Genomic DNA, 16,111 nt, shown 5'->3' on the forward strand with positions numbered 1-16,111 from the left:
GTCCTCCGAAGGGTGGGGTTCGTTCATTTTACGTTCGCCTGACGGTCACGGGCCGCTGCGGTCTCGCCCTGCAGAGCGGCACGATGCTCGCGTTCGAGGTCGGCGACGGCGAGCGCGATGGCGGGGTCCTCACCGCGCGCGAGCCCCGCGTACTCGAGTCGGACGGTGTCACCGTCCGCGGTCGCCTTGACCCACATCCGACGACGGGGCACGAAGAGGGCGGCGAAGAGTCCGACGAGGGCGAGGATCGCGAACACGAGGACCCAGATGGCCCCGGAGTTGTTGTGCACCGAGAGGGAGATGTAGCGCTTGACCGCCTCGGGAGCGCCTTCGGCGGTCGCGTCCTCGAAGGTGATCGTGCCGAGACCGTTCGGCAGGTCGACCGTCTCACCGGGGACGAGCTCGAGGGAGGCCAGGCCGGAATCGCCGCCGGCGAGCTGTTCCATCCCCGTCGGATCGAGGGCGTACACCGACCGAGGCGTGCCGTCGTCGATGCCCAGGTCGCCCGCGTAGACCCAGAAGGTCATCCGCGGATTGAGGAGGTCGCCGTACATGGAGGTGAGCGCGCCGGTGTCGAGGCTTCCCGCAGTCGGGTAGAAGAAGCCGACGAGGCCCAGCTGCTCCGCGGAGCCGTCGGCGCCCACGATGCCGTCCGCGACCTTCACGACGCCCTGCGAGGTCATGTTGCCGTCCTGCGGGAGGAAGGGCACCGACTCACCGAAGACGACCTCGCCCTCGGCGTTGCGGACGGTGATGGTAGGCGCGTACCCGTTGCCCATCAGATAGATGCGGTCGCCGGCCATCGTGATCGGATGGTTCACCCGGATGACGTCGGTCTTCGGCGCCTCACCCGGGAAGCGCGTCGTGACGTGCGCCTGGAAGTCGCCCGACTGCCCCTGGCCGGCTTCGCCGATCGGCGTGTAGGTCACATCGAACCGGTCGAGCGAGATGGAGTACGGCGTCAGCCCGTTCTCGCGGTCGACGAACCGGCCGGGGTTGAACGAGGTGTACCCGAGCCCCAGGGAGTTCACGAAGCCGTCGCCCTCGGTGATCACGGTCTGCCCGGTGTAGGTGAAGCCGCCGCCGATCCCGACGGAGATCAGGATGCCGACGAGGGCGCCGTGGAAGAGCAGGTTGCCCGTCTCGCGGATGTATCCGCGCTCGGCCGAGACCGAGGCCACGCCGTCGCGGTCGTACCGTTCGACCCGGTATCGCGCCGAGCGCAGCTGCGCCTGGGCGAGGTCGATCGCGTGCGACGCGTGCGACGCGGCATCCTCACCCTCGGGGACCTCAGCGGTCGTCTCGAGGTGATCGTCGAGTCGGGAGAGCCTCGCGGGCGTGCGCGGCGGCCGCTGGCGCAGCGCCTTCCAGTGATGCTTCGTGCGCGGCAGCACGCAGCCGATCAGCGAGATGAACAGCAGGATGTAGATCGACGAGAACCACACCGACGTGTACACGTCGAACAGCTGCAGCGCCTCGAAGAGGTCGACGAGGTCGGGGTTGTTCACCCGCCACTGCGAGACGCCGTTCGGATCGGCGCTGCGCTGCGGCACGAGCGAACCCGGGATCGCGGCGATGGCCAGCAGCAGCAGGAGCACCAGCGCGGTGCGCATGCTCGTGAGCTGACGCCATCCCCAGCGCAGCCACCCCACGATGCCGAGCTGGGGCTGCGTCGGGGCACCGTCGGACGACGAGCCGCCGGTGGCGGCGAGGCGATCACTGTTCTCGAGGCGGTCCCCGTGGTCGAGGTGGTCGCTGGGACGCAGCGGGCCGTCGACGGGTCGGTCAGAGGAAGGTCGGGACACCGCTCACCATCCCTGCGAAAGCGGACATGACCGCGGTCCAGACCCCGGTCACCATGAGGATGCCGAGGGCGATCAGCAGGACGCCGCCGACGATGTTCACGACGCGGATGTGGCGTCGGACGAACGCCACCGATCGTGTGGCCCAGGTCGCGCCCAGGGCGAGCAGGATGAAGGGCACGCCGAGTCCGAGCGAGTAGGCCACGGCCAGGACGCCCGCGCGCGCGGGATCGGCCTGCGTGTACGCCATGCTCAGGATCGTCGCGAGCGTCGGGCCGATGCACGGCGCCCAGCCGATGCCCATCGCAACGCCCAGCAGGGGCGCGCCGACGAGCCCGAGGTTCTGGCGGAGCTGGGGTCGGTAGATGCGCTGCGCGAAACCGAACACGCCCACGAAGACGAGGCCCAACACGATGACGACGGCGCCGAGGACGCGCGTGATGACGTCCTGGTACTCGATGAAGACCCGACCCATCGCGCCCGCGAAGACCCCCATCGCGAGGAAGACGACGGTGAAGCCCGCGATGAAGAGGAGGACGCCGAACAGCAGGCGCCCTCTCCCCGGGGCGCGCGTGCGCGATGCTGTGGCGACAGCCGTCGAGGCACCGCCCGAGGCCGCCGCTTCCCGGCGCGCGTCGCGCGGAGCGACCGCGCCGCCGAGGAAGCCGAGGTAACCGGGGACGAGCGGCAGCACGCACGGCGAGAGGAACGACACGAGTCCCGCCAGTGCCGCCAGGGGGATGGCGATCCAGAGTGCACCGTCGGCGACGATGGCGCCGGGGTTCACTGCCCCTCCGCGAGGGTGTCCTCGACGAGGGTCTTCAAAATGGAGGCGCTCTCGAGCTGTCCGAACAGGCTGGCCGCCACCCGGCCCTCGCGGTCGAGCACCAGTGTCGTCGGCGCAGCCTGGAGGGAGGTCCAGTCGGCGAACGCGAGCTTCAGATCGACGTCTCCCCGGGCGAGGATCGACGGGTAGGTGATGTCGTACGTCTCGTCGAAGGATGCCGCCTGCTCGGGCCCGTCGTAGATGTTGATCCCGAGGAACTCTGCCCCGTCCGACTGCGTATCGGTGTAGGCGGACTGAAGGAAGGGCGCCTCGGCGCGGCACGGACCGCACTGGGCGTACCAGAAGTTCAGGACCAGGACCTCTCCGGCATAGTCAGCGCTCGAGATCGTCGACCCGTCGACAGCGGTGCCGGTGAACTCCACCGCGTCGCCGCGCTCGTCGAGCGGGATCTCGGTGATACGGCCGTCGCCGGAGATGAAGCCCTGGTTGCGGCCTTCACGGTACGTGTCCGCGAGGTCGTCGTTCTGCCCCGTGCAGGCCGCGAGGCCGACGGCCAGGGCGAGGACGCCGATGGCGGCGAGAATGCGGCGGGTCATACGGCTCCTACGTCCACCGCTCCCGCCGTCGACGCGGGCTCGGCGTAATCGACCTCACGCCACACGTCGCCGACGAGCTCGAAGCTCGTGATGCTGGAGAGATCGCAGCGGCGCCGGCGAGGGTCGTGTCGCAGCGAGAGCCCGGCGACGGAGAGGTGGGTGATCCAGATCGGTAGTTGGTGGGACACGATGACGGCGTCACCCGACGGCGTTCGGTTCCAGGCGTCCCGCATCGCCGCCTGCATGCGGTCGACGACGTCGAGGTAGGGCTCGCCCCAGCTGGGGAGGGCAGGGGTGCGCAGGTGCCACCAGTTGATCGGGTTGCGCAGCGCACGCTGCATCCGGCGGCCTTCGAAGACGTTCGTCGGCTCGATGACTCGCGCATCGACGACAGGCTTCACTCCGAACAGCTCCGCGAACGGGGCCGCAGACTCGCGCGTGCGCTCCAGCGGGGAGCAGACGAGCGAGCGGACGGGCCGGCCGGAGCTCTTCACGTGCTCTGCGGCGGCGCGGGCCATGCGATGGCCGTCATCGCTCAGATGGAACTCCGGCAGCCGTCCGTAGAGCACACGGTCGGGGTTGTGGACCTCTCCGTGGCGCACGAGGTGGAGTCGGGCTGCAGGCACCCTGCAAGTTTACGAGGGAGCGCCTATGAGGAGCCTGAATCGTCGGAGGCACCGCTCGCGTCGGCATCCCTCTCGCGGCGGTCGCGGATGACCGCCCGAACGCGGACCACGACGAACCAGACGATCGCGACCACCACGACGACGATGACGATCATCTGGAAGATCTCGGCATACTGCTCGACGATGTGCCAGTTCTCACCGAGGAGGAAGCCTGCGAGCACGAAGATCGAGTTCCAGATGAGGCTTCCGGCCGTCGTCAGGAGGCCGAACTTCCACCAGTGCATCTTCGCGACGCCTGCGGGTATCGAGATGAGACTGCGGAACAGCGGAACCATGCGCCCGAAGAACACCGCGACGGAGCCGTGGCGCTCGAACCACGCGACGGACTTCTCGACGTCTTCGCCGCTGACCAGCGGGAGGCGATCGGCGATGCGCGCGAGACGCTCGGCTCCGAGCCACCGGCCGAGGAAGTACAGGATGTAGGCGCCGAACACCGACCCGAACGTCGTCCAGGCGATCGCTTCGAAGAGCGTGAAGGAACCCCGGCTGGCGGCCAGACCCGCCATCGGCAGCACGACCTCGCTCGGGATCGGCGGGAAGAGGTTGTCGAGGCCGACGGCGACCGCGGCTCCCGGCGGGCCGATGATCTCCATCAGCGACACCACCCAGTCGGCGAGCGCGGACAGCCACGATCCGTCGGATTGTGCCGCCGCGCGAATCGTCGCCGCCTGCATCTGTTCGGTCATCGGGTGCCTTCTCGCGCTCGGTGATCGGATGCCCGTCCTCTGTCGAAGACCGGTCCCCCTGAACCTCCAGGCTATGCGGGCCTCCCCTGCCGCACCTGGGGGATGGCCGTACGACACCGGGAGGGCTTCCCGAACCGGCGCCCCGCGTAGACTCGTCCCTCGTGAGTGAACGCGTTCTCGTCCAGCAGCTGCAGTCCCGTGAAGACGGCCTCGTCTCCGTCTCCGGATGGGTGGAGACCGTCCGTGATCAGAAGAAGGTGCAGTTCGTCATCCTGCGCGATGAGACCGGCGCCGTGCAGCTGGTGAATCCCGCCATTCGCCCGACGGAGGACGGCACCGAACAGGATGCCGCAGCGCTCGCGCTCACCTCTCTCATCTCCGAACTGAGCACCGGCACCTTCCTGACGGCGACCGGCGAGCTCAAGCACGACGAGCGCGTCAAGCTCGGCGGCGTCGAGATCAAGCTCGCGGGGCTCGAGATCGCGGCATCCGCTCTGCCGGAGACCCCGATCGCGGCCGACTCCGGTCTCGACAAGCGGATGGACTGGCGCTTCCTCGACCTGCGTCAGCGTCGCAACAACCTCATCTTCCGTGTGCAGACGACCCTCGAGCACGCGATGCGCACCTACTGGATCGAGCGCGACTACATCGAGATCCACTCCCCCAAGCTCATGGCCTCGGCGTCGGAGTCCGCCGCCGAGCTGTTCGAGGTGCCCTACTTCGAGGACAAGACGGCCTACCTCGCGCAGAGCCCGCAGTTCTTCAAGCAGATGGCGCAGTCGGCCGGCTTCGGCAAGATCTTCGAGATCGGAGACGTGTTCCGCGCCGACCCGTCGTTCACATCGCGCCACGCGACCGAGTTCACCTCGATCGACGCGGAGATCAGCTGGATCGACTCGCACGAAGACGTCGCCGCGATGCAGGAAGAGCTCCTGCAGTTCGCGTTCCAGGCGGTGAAGGACAAGCACGGCGCCGAGATCGCCGAGCTGTTCGGTGTCGACGTGCAGGTGCCTGCCACCCCGTTCCCGCGCATCCCTCTGGCCGAGGCGCGCGAGATCGTCGCGGCCCGTGGCTACGAGATCCCCCGCACCGACGGCGATCTCGACCCCGAGGGCGAGCGCCAGATTTCGGCGCACGTCGCCGAAACGTACGGCCACCAGTTCGTCTTCATCACCGACTACCACCCCGAGATCCGCGCGTTCTACCACATGCGCGACGAGGAGACGGGGCTCACCAAGTCGTACGACCTGCTGTTCAACGGTGTCGAGATCACCACGGGCGCGCAGCGCGAGCACCGCGTCGACGTGCTGATCGAGCAGGCGAAGGAGAAGGGTCTCGACCCCGAGCACCTCGACTTCTACCTCGACTTCTTCCGCTACGGCGCCCCGCCGCACGGTGGCTTCGGCATGGGCCTCGCGCGCGTGCTCATGCTGCTGCTCGGCGAATCGTCGATCCGCGAGGTCACGTACCTCTTCCGCGGACCGACACGGCTCGCCCCGTAACGCAAGGCTTTGCAGACGGAAACACGCATTCCGTAACGTGGCTCCCTCCGACCCGGAGGGAGCCACGTGTCATGTGGGAGAACTGGCTGACGTACGGCATCGCCGTCGCCATCGCGATCGTCGCCGCGGTCATCGTCGCGGCACTCGTGTCGCTGACCGTGCGGATCATCGCTCGTCGTCGTGAATGGGCCGGGGTCCTCGTCCGGCACGCGCGGCATCCGTTCCGCACGATCCTCCTGATAGCGGGCCTGTGGGCGGCGACGCAGATCGCCTTCCCGCACCGCGAACTGCTCCCCACCCTCGTCCACGTCCTCACCATTGCGGCCATCGCAGCGAGCGCCTGGCTGCTCGGTTCTCTCGTGGTCGTCGTCACCGACGTCGCCCTCGGCCGGTACCGCATCGACGTGCCCGACAACCGGGTCGCGCGCCGCATCCGCACGCAGATGCTGATCGTCCGGCGTCTCGCGATCGTCCTGGTGGTCGTCATCGCCCTCGGTGCGGTGCTCCTCACCTTCGACGCCGTCCGCGCGGTGGGCGCGAGCGTCCTGGCATCCGCCGGCATCGCCTCGGTGGTCGCGGGGCTCGCCGCGCAGTCGGTCCTCGCGAACGTCTTCGCGGGGCTGCAGCTCGTCTTCAGCGACGCGCTCCGCGTCGACGACGTCGTCGTCGCCGAGGGCGAGTGGGGGCGCGTGGGCGAGATCACCCTCAGCTACGTCGTGCTCGATCTGTGGGACGACCGACGACTCGTGCTGCCGTGCACGTACTTCACGACGACGCCGTTCCAGAACTGGACCCGGAAGGGATCGGAGCTGCTGGGAGCGGTGGAGTTCGACCTCGACTGGCGCGTGTCGCCCGCGCTGATGCGCGAGCATCTGGGCGCCGTGCTCGCGCAGACCGACCTGTGGGACGGCCGCGCGTCCGTCCTCCAGGTGACCGAGGCCACCGGCGGCGCGGTGCGGGTCCGCATCCTCGTCACCGCGAAAGACGCACCCACCCTGTTCGACCTACGGTGCCTCGTGCGGGAGGCCATGGTGGTGTGGGTGCAGCAGACCATGCCGGCGGCCCTCCCGGTGCAGCGCGTGATGGTCACCGAACCCGCGCCCACCTCGACCCACGACACGGATGCCGCGCCGGCCGCCGACGGCCTGTTCACCGGCAATGCCGACGCGGAACGCCGCGCGCAGACCTTCACGAACGCCATCCCCACGGTGGACACCGACCCGCGTTGAGCCGCGGCGTCTCGCCACCCGGGCGTCACCGATCGTTCACCGCAGCGGCCCGCCCGGGTCACCCGCGCGCCGTAGCTTCCCCTCGTCCCCTCCGACGTCGCCCTCCCGAGCGGCGCCGGATCACCCGAGAGGAAAACGATGTCCCGCAACCACCCGCGCCGCGCGTACGCTGCGCTCGCACTCACCACGATCGCCGCGCTCTCGCTCGCCGCGTGCGCCGGCTCCCCCGACACCGAGAACGCCGCCGCCGGCGACGAGTCCACAGCATCCACAGCGACCAGCGTCGCCGACTTCGGCAGCTTCGAAGAGCTCGAAGCCGCAGCGAAGGCCGAGGGCAACCTCAACGTCATCGCGCTGCCGCGCGACTGGGCGAACTACGGCGAGATTCTCGACCTCTTCGCCGAGCGTTACCCCGAGATCACGATCAACGAGCAGTCCCCCGACGTCTCGAGCGCCGAGGAGATCACCGCCGCCGAGACCAACAAGGGTCTCGACACCGCTCCCGACGTCTTCGACCTGGGCCTGACCGTCGCCCTCCAGAGCACCGATCACTTCGCCCCGTATCAGGTCGAGAACTGGGATGACATCCCCGACGCGCTCAAGGAGCCCACCGGCCTGTTCGTCGGCGACTACGGCGGGTACATGTCGGTCGGCTACGACTCCGCGAAGTTCGAGGCACCCGCGGAGCTCGCCGACCTGCTCGGGGACGACTACCGCGGCGCCGTGGCCATCAACGGCGACCCGACCGCGGCGGGCGCAGCCTTCGCGGCCGTCGGCCTGGCCTCGGTCCAGTCCGGTGGCTCGCTCGACGACTTCCAGCCCGGCATCGACTTCTTCTCCGAGCTCAACGCGGCCGGCAACATGCTGAAGCTCGACGTGACCAGCGCCACGGTCGCCAGCGGCGAGACGCCGGTCGTCTTCGACTGGGACTACCTGAACGCCGCCCACAAGGCCGACGTCCCCACCTGGGAGACGGTCGTCTTCGACGGCACCGGCTACGCGGGCTACTACAACCAGGCCATCAACGTCGACGCGCCCAACCCGGCCGCCGCGCGCCTGTGGCAGGAGTTCCTCTACAGCGACGAGGTCCAGAACCTGTGGCTGAAGGGCGGCGCCCGCCCCGTGCGGATGGAAGCCATGATCGAGGCCGGCACCATCGACGAGGACCTCGCCGCGGCACTGCCCGAGGCCCCCGCCGAGACGGTCGTCCCGACCGAGGAGCAGTCCACCGCCGCCGGTGAGCTGCTCGGCGCGAACTGGGCCGCCGCGGTCCAGTGACGACGCTGACGTCGGGGAACCCGCTCGCGGGTTCCCCGACCCCCTCTCCCGAGGGACGGGAGCACACCGCTCCCGCCCCTCGGGCGGCACGGCGCCCAGGCGGGGCGTGGCTGGGGCTCGTGCCGTTTGCGGCGTACCTCGGCGCGTTCCTCGTGCTCCCGACGGTGCTCGCGCTGATGACCGGCCTCTTCGACGGCGACGGCGCGCTGACCGGCGACAACATCGCCGCCCTCGTCGACCCCGTGGTGCTCGCCACCTTCGGCAACTCGACGTGGGTCTCCCTCCTCACCGCCGCCATCGGCGCCGCCACAGGTGCGCTCGTCTGCTTCGCGATGCTGGGGCTGCCCGAGACCGGATTCGTCCGCACGACGGTGGATGCCGCGTCGGGGGTGCTCGCTCAGTTCGGCGGCGTCATGCTGGCCTTCGTGCTCGTCGCGACGATCGGCACGCAGGGCGTGGTGACGCGTCTGCTGGACGATGTGTTCGGCCTCGACATCTTCGCCGGGGGCGCATGGATCTACGCCCTGCCGGGGCTCATCCCCGCCTACGTCGTGTTCCAGGTGCCGCTGATGGTCATCACCTTCATGCCGGCGCTGGCCGCCCTGAAGCCGCAGTGGGTCGAGGCGCACCTGACGCTGGGCGGGACGAGGGCCTCGTTCTGGCCCACGATCGGTTTCCCCGTGCTCGCCCCCTCGTTCCTCGCGAGCTTCCTGCTGCTGTTCGCGAACGCCTTCAGCTCGTACGCCACGGCGGCGGCGCTGGCCAGCCAGGGGTCGCAGATCGTCCCGCTGCAGATCCGCACCGCCCTCACCAGTGAGACCGTCCTCGGACGCGAGAACCTGGCGGGTGCGCTGGCGCTCGGCATGATCCTCGTGGTGGGTGTGGTGATGGCCGTCTACGCGCTCATCCAGCGCCGGGCCGCGCGGTGGCAGTCGTGAGCGGCCTGCTCGCGCCCTCGCGCGCGACGCGGTGGATCATCGGGGTCGTGGTCGGCGGCGTCTTCGCGGTGCCGTTCGTGGCCACGGTGCTCTACACGATCTCCTCCCCCGACGGCTGGACACTGAGCCGCTGGGCGGCCCTGTTCGACCCGGAGCTGGCGTCGAAGTACCGCCCGGTCTGGACGGGGCTCGTGAACTCCCTCACCCTCGCCCTGGTCACCGTCGCGATCGTGCTGTTCCTCTTCGCCCCCACGATGGTGCTCGTCTCCCTTCGCTTCCCGCGCCTGCGCCGTGCGTTCGAGTTCCTGGCTCTCCTGCCGATCACGATCCCGGCGATCGTCCTGGTCGTGGGTCTCGCGCCCATCTACCTGCAGATCGGTCGCACGTTCGGGACGGGCGCCTGGACGCTGGCCTTCGCCTACGGCGTGCTCGTGCTCCCCTTCGCCTATCGTTCGATCCAGGCATCGATCGACGCGATCGACCTGCGCACCCTGTCGGAGGCGGCTCGCACCCTGGGCGCCGGATGGCCGTCGGTGCTCCTGAGGATCATCGCGCCGAACCTCCGCCAGGGCCTGCTCGCGGCATCCCTCATCTCGGTCGCCGTCGTCCTCGGCGAGTTTACGATCGCGTCGCTGCTGAACCGCCAGGTGCTGCAGACGGGTCTCGTCGTCATCAACAAGCAGGATGCCTGGGCGTCCGCGATCTTCACGCTCCTGGCGCTGGCCTTCGCGTTCCTCCTGCTGCTCATCATCGGCCGCGCGGGACGCGTCGGCGCCGGAAGGAAGAACCCATGACCGACACGACCACCGCCACGGACGCGGGCCGGCCCCTGCCGCGCACCGCGGACAACGCCCTGCTGGCGGGAGCCGGAGAAGGCACGCGGGTCGAACTGCGCGGCATCGTCAAGGACTACGGCACGACCCGGGTGCTGCACGGCGTCGACCTCGACATCGCCCCGGGCGAATTCGTGTCGCTCCTCGGCCCGTCGGGCTGCGGAAAGACGACGGCGCTGCGGGTGATCTCGGGACTGGAACGCGCGACAGCGGGCTCGGTCGCGTTCGCCGGCACCGACGTCTCCCGCGTCGCCACCAACAAACGCGACATCGGCATGGTCTTCCAGGCGTACTCGCTGTTCCCCCACCTCCGGGTGATCGAGAACGTCGCCTTCGGCCTGCGCCGCCGACGAGTGGATGCCGCCTCGGCACGCCGCCGGTCCGGCGAGGCGCTCGATCTGGTCGGCCTCGGGCACCTCGCCGACCGCTATCCCCATCAGCTGTCCGGTGGTCAGCAGCAGCGCGTCGCCCTCGCCCGGGCACTGGTGACCGAGCCGCGCGTGCTTCTCCTGGACGAGCCGCTGTCCGCCCTCGACGCGAAGGTCCGCGTGCAGCTGCGCGATGAGATCCGCCGCATCCAGCTGCGACTCGGGACGACGACCGTGTTCGTCACGCACGACCAGGAGGAAGCTCTCGCCGTCTCCGACCGCATCGCGGTGATGGATGCCGGGCGCATCGAGCAGATCGGCACGCCCGAGGACCTCTACCTGAGGCCCGCTTCCGCCCGGGTCGCGGCGTTCGTGGGGCTGTCGAGCGCGGTCGCCGGTGTCGGAGGGGGGAACGCGGTCACCGTGTGGGGCTCGGTGCTGCCGGTGCAGGGCGAAGCCGCCACCGGTGACGTGGAGGTGCTGGTGCGACCCGAGAACGTCCGTCTCGTCGGCGAGGGTCAGGGTGTCGCGGCCGTCGTGGAGGAGAGCACGTTCCTCGGCAGCATCCGGCGCACCCTCGTGCGCACCGACGACGGAACGCTCGTGCGACTGCAGCATCCCGCCGGCGAACGCCTCGAGTTCGGTCAGCGGGTGCGGATCGCCCTCGCACCCGTGCCGGTGACGGTGCGTGCCGCAGACTGATGCGCCCGATCAGAGGGTGAAGTCGACCGCCATCCGGCCGCCGGTGACACTGCGGATGTAACCCACGACCGCCTGGTGCGCCGGGTGCGTCTGATACGCCTCCAGCGCGGCGAGGTCGTCGAGGTCGATCACGACGGCGACATCGGCGTTGCCGGCGACGGCGGGGTCGTTGACGCCCACCGACAGCGACCGGATCGCGGGGACGACGCCGACGAGCCCGCGCAGCAGGCGCGCCACCTCGGTCGCATGCTCGGTGCGGACAGCGGCATCCTCGGCGGCCATGGCCCAGACGACGACGTGACGGATCATGCGGAGACTCCTTCGGCGAGGGCGGCGCGCAGACGGTCGGCCGACACGCGCCAGTGCGCGTGCAGCTCACCGTCGACGAGGACGACGGGGATCTTCTCCCACCACTGCGCGTACAGCGCGGGGTCGTCCGCGATCGAGAGCTCCTCGATCGCGACCCGGCCCTCGGGCAGATCGGCGACAACAGTCTCGACGATCTCGCGAGCGACGTCGCAGAGATGGCAGTCGGGTTTCGAGATGAGGGTCAGCGAGGTCACGGCATCCATTCTCCCCTGCGCACGCACCGGCGAGCGCAGGAAACACGAAGCGCCCCGGCGATCGGCGGACCGATCGGGGGCGCTTGGTGTTGCGGTGCCGCGTTACTTCTTGTTGCGGCGCTGGTGGCGAGTCTTGCGAAGCAGCTTGCGGTGCTTCTTCTTCGCCATGCGCTTGCGGCGCTTCTTGATGACTGAACCCACGGGAAACCTCACTAGATCGGGGTCTGGACGCGCGGTGTTCGCGTCCGGGAACGGCACAACGGAAAAAATGCCTCGGATCAGTCTAGCCGACGTCGGCGATAGGCCGTTGCAGTGCCTCGGTGACCGCCGTTTCGGGAACCCGATAGCTGCGACCGAAGCGCACTGCGGGGAGCTCTCCGGAGTGGACGAGGCGGTAGACGGTCATCTTCGACACGCGCATGAGGTCCGCCACCTCCGCAACGGTGAGAAAGCGCACATCCGAGATGCCCGACATCTGTGTCCCCTTATGAGTCCCCTGTGATGAATCACCTAACAGTAGGGCCTGCGTGTGACCGGTGTAAACCGATGTGACGGCTGTGATCCGCCGGTTCAGCGCCCGGGCAGCTTGCTGAACACGCTGGTGACGGCGTGCTTGGCGGATGCCGCGGCGCGCCCGACGACCTCCGCCGCGTGTGCGGCACTCTCCGGCAGGGGCACGGGGGCATACCCGACGCCGTCTTCGCCGGTGGTGAGGAAGGGCAGGAGCCAGTCGTCGACCTCGTCGAGCGGGGCGGGCGAGAGGCTGTAGTAGCGGTGCTGCCCGACCTCGCGCACCGAGACCAGGGAGGCCTCCCGAAGCACCTTGAGGTGCTTGGAGACGGTCGGCTGGCTGACACCGAGGGTCGACACGATCTGCGAGACGCTCGTCCCGTCCTGCCCGGACTCCCCGCGTTCACGCAGCAGCTGAAGGATGTCCCGACGGGTGCCGTCGGCGATCACGTCGAAGATGTCCGCCATGACGTTAGGTTAGCCCGCGCGAGCGCCGGAGTACCATGACAACCATCCGAACGAGGAAGGGGCGCCAGATGGCGGGAACGACCGTCGATGCGCGCGCCCCCCGGGGCGGCCCGGCTTGGCATCGACGCGTGTTCTCCGCGCTGAAGGATCTGGCCACCGCCTCGCCGTCCCGTTTCGCCGTCCTCATTTTCTCGGCCCTCATCCTGCTGTTCACGGCCCTGTTCTCGCTGCCCATCGCGGCTGCGGACGGCCGGCCCACTCCGCTGGCGGACGCCCTGTTCACGGCCGTGTCCACGATCTGCGTGACGGGCCTGTCGACCGTCGACATGAGCACGCACTGGTCGCCCTTCGGTCACGTGCTCGTCTACATCGGCGTGAACGTCGGGGCGATGGGTGTGCTGACCCTCGCGTCGATCCTCGGTCTCGTCATCGCGAAGCGCCTCGGCCTGCGCGCGAAGCTCCTCGCCGCGGGCGACAGCAACCCCCTGCGCGCGCACGGCGGACCCGTCAACGAGGGGCAGACGGTCCGCCTGGGTGAGGTGGGTGCGCTGTTGTCGACGGTCGCCCTCTCGACGCTCGTCATCGAGGCCGCCCTCGCGATCCTGATCTATCCGACGATGCTCGCGAGCGGGATCGACCCGCTCACTGCACTGTGGGAAGCACCGTTCTACTCGGCGATGGCGTTCACGAACACGGGTTTCACCCCGAACGCCGAGGGGCTCATCCCCTTCGAGCAGAACTACCTGTTCATGACACTGCTCATGACCGGTGTGTTCCTCGGTTCGATCGGCTTCCCGGTGATCTTCGCCCTCGCGCGGCAACGCTGGCACCTGCGCCGCTGGACGCTCCACGCGAAGCTCACCGTCATCACAACCACGGTGCTGTTCGTCGTCGGCGCCGCCGCGTTCCTCATCCTCGAGTACGACAACCCGAAGACCTTCGGGTCGATGGACGCGTGGGATACCACGTTCCAGGCGTTCTTCCTCTCCGCGATGACCCGATCCGGTGGCTTCGCGGTCGTCGATGTGGGGTCGCTCGGCGGCGCGTCGCTCGTCGTCGGTTGCATGCTCATGTTCGTCGGCGGCGGCTCGGCATCCACCGCCGGTGGCATCAAGGTGACGACACTCGCGGTCCTCGCCCTCGCGGTATGGTCCGAGGCGAAAGGCCGCCAGAGCGTCTCGGCGTTCGGCCGCCGCATCCCCAGCGACGTCCAGCGCGTTGCGCTCTCGGTTGTCGCCTGGGGCGCCACGATCGTCGCGCTCTCGACGATCGTCATCACCCGCATGACTGGTGCGCCCGTCGAGGACGTCCTCTTCGACGTCATCTCCGGATTCGCAACAGTGGGCCTGTCGACCGGCCTCACCGCGGAACTCCCCGACCCGGCCGTCTACGTCATGGCCGCCACGATGTTCATGGGGCGCGTTGGTACAGTGACTCTCGCCGCGGCCGTGGCCGCGACCAGTCGTTCGCAGCTCTACTCGCTGCCCGTCGAAAGGCCCATCGTTGGTTGAGCAGCTGCGCAGCGACGCCCCCGTCCTGGTGATCGGTCTCGGCCGATTCGGAGCCGCCTGTGCGGGCGAGCTGGACCGCCTCGATCGCGACGTCCTCGCCATCGACGGGAACCTCGACCTCGTGCAGAAGTGGTCGGAGCGGGTCACTCACGCGGTGCAGGCCGACGCGCGCAACATCGAGGCGCTGAAGCAGATCGGTGCGCAGGACTTCCAGGTGGCCGTGGTCGCCGTCGGATCGTCGATCGAGGCGTCGGTGCTGATCACGGCCAACCTCGTCGATCTGAAGGTGCCGCAGATCTGGGCGAAGGCCGTCTCGCAGTCGCACGGCAAGATCCTGTCCCGCGTGGGCGCGAACCACGTGATCTATCCGGAGCGCGAGGCCGGCGAGCGCGTCGCGCACCTCGTCAGCGGCCGGATGCTGGACTTCATCCGGTTCGACGACGACTTCGTGCTGGCCAAGATGTACCCGCCGCGCTTCATCCGGGGCGTCGGCCTGAACGAGTCGGGCGTGCGGTCGAAGTACAACGTGACGGTCGTCGGCGTGAAAAGCCCGGGCAAGCCGTTCCGCTATGCCGAGGCGAACACCGTCGTCACCAACCACGACCTGATCATCGTTTCGGGCACCAACTCCGACATCGAGCGGTTCGCCTCGCTCGACCGCTGATCGTCACCCACGCTCAGCGAAGGCTGAGGACTGCGGATCGCTTCGCCACGCTCACGCGCCGGCGGCGAGCTCCCGGGCGCGGGCGAGAGCGGCATCCGTCGCCTGGGCGAAGAGCCCGTCGAGGTTGCCGGTCTGCAGGACGCCGATCGCGCGCTCGGTCGTGCCCTTCGGGCTCGTGACGCGGCGGCGGAGCTCCGCGGGGTCCTCGCCCGAGGCCGCCAGCAGCGCTGCCGCGCCGATGAAGGTCTGCTCCGCCATCACGCGGGCGTCGGCCTCGTCGAAGCCCTTTCCGCGGGCGGCCTCGGTGAGCGCCTCGACGAGGAGGAACACGTAGGCCGGGCCGGAACCCGAGATCGTCGAGAGCGCGTCGATCTTCTCCTCCGGCACCTCGATGACGACGCCGCACGTCTCGAACAGACGGCGCACCGACGCGAGGTGCTCGGGCGTCGCGGTCGTCCCACCCGCGATGCCGGTGACGGCCTTCCCCACCACGGCGGGAGTGTTCGGCATCGAGCGCACGACGGGGATGGCGTCTCCGACGATCGACTCGAACGTCGCGATCGTCACCCCTGCGGCGAGGCTCACGATGAGCGTGCCGGGCCGGAGGTGACCCTCGATCTCACGGAGGAGGTCGGGCACCATCGCCGGCTTCACGCCGATGAGGACGATGTCGGCCGATGCCGCGGCATCGGTGTTCGCGGTCGGCACGTCGGCGAGGGCGAGGCTCGTCACACCGGCGAGGCCCTCGAGTTCGGCGGCCTTCGCCGTGGAACGGTTCGTCACCGTCACCGCGATCCCACCTCCCGAGCGCGCGATGCCCTGGGCGATCGCACCGCCCATCGAGCCTGCTCCGAGGATGGCGACGGTCGGGAGGGGGTGGTGCGTCATGCTTCCATCCTGGCATCCGCCGCCCGCGAGCTGCCTGCCTGACGCACTCTCCCGCCCGACGCAAGAGCCTGGGAGCGCAAAAGAAGCGGGCCTATCATCG

The 16,111-nt window shown here is 69.2% G+C and carries 19 protein-coding genes; 8 read left to right on the forward strand and 11 right to left on the reverse strand.

The genetic code is table 11. The features are described 5' to 3' along the window. Window positions 1-23: 23 nt before the first annotated feature. The 5 genes from resB to BKA24_RS13925 are packed head-to-tail and all read right to left on the reverse strand — an operon-like array spanning window position 24 to window position 4,557. The gene (resB, locus tag BKA24_RS13905) at window positions 24-1,805 is read right to left on the reverse strand and encodes a cytochrome c biogenesis protein ResB (protein WP_343066129.1); all 1,782 of its coding nucleotides are present in this window, start codon (window positions 1,803-1,805) and stop codon (window positions 24-26) included. Next, on the reverse strand, window positions 1,786-2,589 hold the full coding sequence (locus tag BKA24_RS13910; RefSeq protein ID WP_184219479.1) for a cytochrome c biogenesis protein CcdA: 804 nt from the start codon (window positions 2,587-2,589) through the stop codon (window positions 1,786-1,788). Before BKA24_RS13910 ends, resB begins: the two co-directional genes overlap by 20 nt. Next, window positions 2,586-3,185, reverse strand: a complete 600-nt coding sequence (locus tag BKA24_RS13915) for a TlpA family protein disulfide reductase (protein WP_184219482.1) — start codon at window positions 3,183-3,185, stop codon at window positions 2,586-2,588. Before BKA24_RS13915 ends, BKA24_RS13910 begins: the two co-directional genes overlap by 4 nt. Continuing rightward, window positions 3,182-3,811 (reverse strand): histidine phosphatase family protein, encoded by a 630-nt coding sequence (locus BKA24_RS13920; RefSeq protein WP_184219485.1) that lies wholly within the window; start codon window positions 3,809-3,811, stop codon window positions 3,182-3,184. The genes BKA24_RS13915 and BKA24_RS13920 overlap by 4 nt, the downstream gene beginning before the upstream one ends. 23 nt (window positions 3,812-3,834) lie before the next feature. Beyond that, window positions 3,835-4,557 (reverse strand): DedA family protein, encoded by a 723-nt coding sequence (locus BKA24_RS13925; protein WP_184219488.1) that lies wholly within the window; start codon window positions 4,555-4,557, stop codon window positions 3,835-3,837. Window positions 4,558-4,718: 161 nt separating this feature from the next. Between BKA24_RS13925 and aspS the strand changes: the two genes are divergently transcribed. From aspS to BKA24_RS13955, 6 genes are all read left to right on the forward strand, one after another. Next, on the forward strand, window positions 4,719-6,059 hold the full coding sequence (gene aspS, locus BKA24_RS13930; protein ID WP_184219491.1) for an aspartate--tRNA(Asn) ligase: 1,341 nt from the start codon (window positions 4,719-4,721) through the stop codon (window positions 6,057-6,059). Between the two features lie 71 nt (window positions 6,060-6,130). Next, complete coding sequence (locus BKA24_RS13935; protein WP_184219495.1) at window positions 6,131-7,288, forward strand: mechanosensitive ion channel family protein; 1,158 nt, start codon at window positions 6,131-6,133, stop codon at window positions 7,286-7,288. A 138-nt stretch (window positions 7,289-7,426) separates the two neighbouring features. Further along, window positions 7,427-8,566 carry an ABC transporter substrate-binding protein gene (locus BKA24_RS13940; protein ID WP_184219498.1) on the forward strand — a complete coding sequence of 380 codons (1,140 nt, stop codon included), beginning with the start codon at window positions 7,427-7,429 and terminating at the stop codon, window positions 8,564-8,566. Continuing rightward, entirely contained in the window at window positions 8,545-9,504 is a 960-nt protein-coding gene (locus BKA24_RS13945) for an ABC transporter permease (RefSeq protein WP_184220825.1), read from the forward strand. Before BKA24_RS13940 ends, BKA24_RS13945 begins: the two co-directional genes overlap by 22 nt. Continuing rightward, window positions 9,492-10,298, forward strand: a complete 807-nt coding sequence (locus BKA24_RS13950) for an ABC transporter permease (RefSeq protein ID WP_184219501.1) — start codon at window positions 9,492-9,494, stop codon at window positions 10,296-10,298. Before BKA24_RS13945 ends, BKA24_RS13950 begins: the two co-directional genes overlap by 13 nt. Continuing rightward, entirely contained in the window at window positions 10,295-11,407 is a 1,113-nt protein-coding gene (locus BKA24_RS13955; RefSeq protein WP_184219504.1) for an ABC transporter ATP-binding protein, read from the forward strand. Before BKA24_RS13950 ends, BKA24_RS13955 begins: the two co-directional genes overlap by 4 nt. Before the next feature lie 9 nt (window positions 11,408-11,416). Here the strand turns inward: BKA24_RS13955 and BKA24_RS13960 are convergent, their stop codons facing one another. The 5 genes from BKA24_RS13960 to BKA24_RS13980 form a co-directional block, all read right to left on the reverse strand. Beyond that, entirely contained in the window at window positions 11,417-11,716 is a 300-nt protein-coding gene (locus BKA24_RS13960; RefSeq protein ID WP_184219507.1) for a Dabb family protein, read from the reverse strand. Beyond that, a complete protein-coding gene (locus BKA24_RS13965; RefSeq protein WP_184219510.1) occupies window positions 11,713-11,970 on the reverse strand; it encodes a glutaredoxin family protein in 258 nt (85 codons plus the stop codon). Before BKA24_RS13965 ends, BKA24_RS13960 begins: the two co-directional genes overlap by 4 nt. 102 nt (window positions 11,971-12,072) lie before the next feature. Then, window positions 12,073-12,171: a 30S ribosomal protein bS22 gene (locus tag BKA24_RS13970; protein ID WP_003792170.1), complete on the reverse strand. Its 99-nt coding sequence runs from the start codon at window positions 12,169-12,171 to the stop codon at window positions 12,073-12,075. An 82-nt stretch (window positions 12,172-12,253) separates the two neighbouring features. Further along, entirely contained in the window at window positions 12,254-12,445 is a 192-nt protein-coding gene (locus BKA24_RS13975; RefSeq protein ID WP_184219513.1) for a helix-turn-helix domain-containing protein, read from the reverse strand. Between the two features lie 95 nt (window positions 12,446-12,540). Then, window positions 12,541-12,948 (reverse strand): ArsR/SmtB family transcription factor, encoded by a 408-nt coding sequence (locus tag BKA24_RS13980; RefSeq protein WP_184219517.1) that lies wholly within the window; start codon window positions 12,946-12,948, stop codon window positions 12,541-12,543. Window positions 12,949-13,016: 68 nt separating this feature from the next. On the opposite strand from BKA24_RS13980, the gene BKA24_RS13985 reads away from it, so the two are divergent. Together BKA24_RS13985 and BKA24_RS13990 are read left to right on the forward strand one after the other, a co-directional pair. Next, on the forward strand, window positions 13,017-14,459 hold the full coding sequence (locus tag BKA24_RS13985) for a TrkH family potassium uptake protein (RefSeq protein WP_184219520.1): 1,443 nt from the start codon (window positions 13,017-13,019) through the stop codon (window positions 14,457-14,459). Next, complete coding sequence (locus tag BKA24_RS13990) at window positions 14,452-15,123, forward strand: potassium channel family protein (RefSeq protein WP_184219523.1); 672 nt, start codon at window positions 14,452-14,454, stop codon at window positions 15,121-15,123. The genes BKA24_RS13985 and BKA24_RS13990 overlap by 8 nt, the downstream gene beginning before the upstream one ends. A gap of 51 nt (window positions 15,124-15,174) precedes the next feature. Here the strand turns inward: BKA24_RS13990 and proC are convergent, their stop codons facing one another. Next, window positions 15,175-16,011, reverse strand: a complete 837-nt coding sequence (gene proC / locus BKA24_RS13995) for a pyrroline-5-carboxylate reductase (protein WP_184219526.1) — start codon at window positions 16,009-16,011, stop codon at window positions 15,175-15,177. Between the last annotated feature and the right edge of the window lie 100 nt (window positions 16,012-16,111).

Source organism: Microbacterium marinum, assembly GCF_014204835.1.
GTDB lineage: Bacteria > Actinomycetota > Actinomycetes > Actinomycetales > Microbacteriaceae > Microbacterium > Microbacterium marinum.

Bases quoted from the DNA above. Each gene is read 5' to 3' on its own strand.
- BKA24_RS13915 (WP_184219482.1), bottom strand. From the start codon at position 3,185: ATGACCCGCCGCATTCTCGCCGCCATCGGCGTCCTCGCCCTGGCCGTC.
- BKA24_RS13925 (WP_184219488.1), bottom strand. From the start codon at position 4,557: ATGACCGAACAGATGCAGGCGGCGACGATTCGCGCGGCGGCACAATCC.
- BKA24_RS13935 (WP_184219495.1), top strand. From the start codon at position 6,131: ATGTGGGAGAACTGGCTGACGTACGGCATCGCCGTCGCCATCGCGATC.
- BKA24_RS13940 (WP_184219498.1), top strand. From the start codon at position 7,427: ATGTCCCGCAACCACCCGCGCCGCGCGTACGCTGCGCTCGCACTCACC.
- BKA24_RS13955 (WP_184219504.1), top strand. From the start codon at position 10,295: ATGACCGACACGACCACCGCCACGGACGCGGGCCGGCCCCTGCCGCGC.
- BKA24_RS13960 (WP_184219507.1), bottom strand. From the start codon at position 11,716: ATGATCCGTCACGTCGTCGTCTGGGCCATGGCCGCCGAGGATGCCGCT.
- BKA24_RS13975 (WP_184219513.1), bottom strand. From the start codon at position 12,445: ATGTCGGGCATCTCGGATGTGCGCTTTCTCACCGTTGCGGAGGTGGCG.
- BKA24_RS13980 (WP_184219517.1), bottom strand. From the start codon at position 12,948: ATGGCGGACATCTTCGACGTGATCGCCGACGGCACCCGTCGGGACATC.
- BKA24_RS13985 (WP_184219520.1), top strand. From the start codon at position 13,017: ATGGCGGGAACGACCGTCGATGCGCGCGCCCCCCGGGGCGGCCCGGCT.
- proC (WP_184219526.1), bottom strand. From the start codon at position 16,011: ATGACGCACCACCCCCTCCCGACCGTCGCCATCCTCGGAGCAGGCTCG.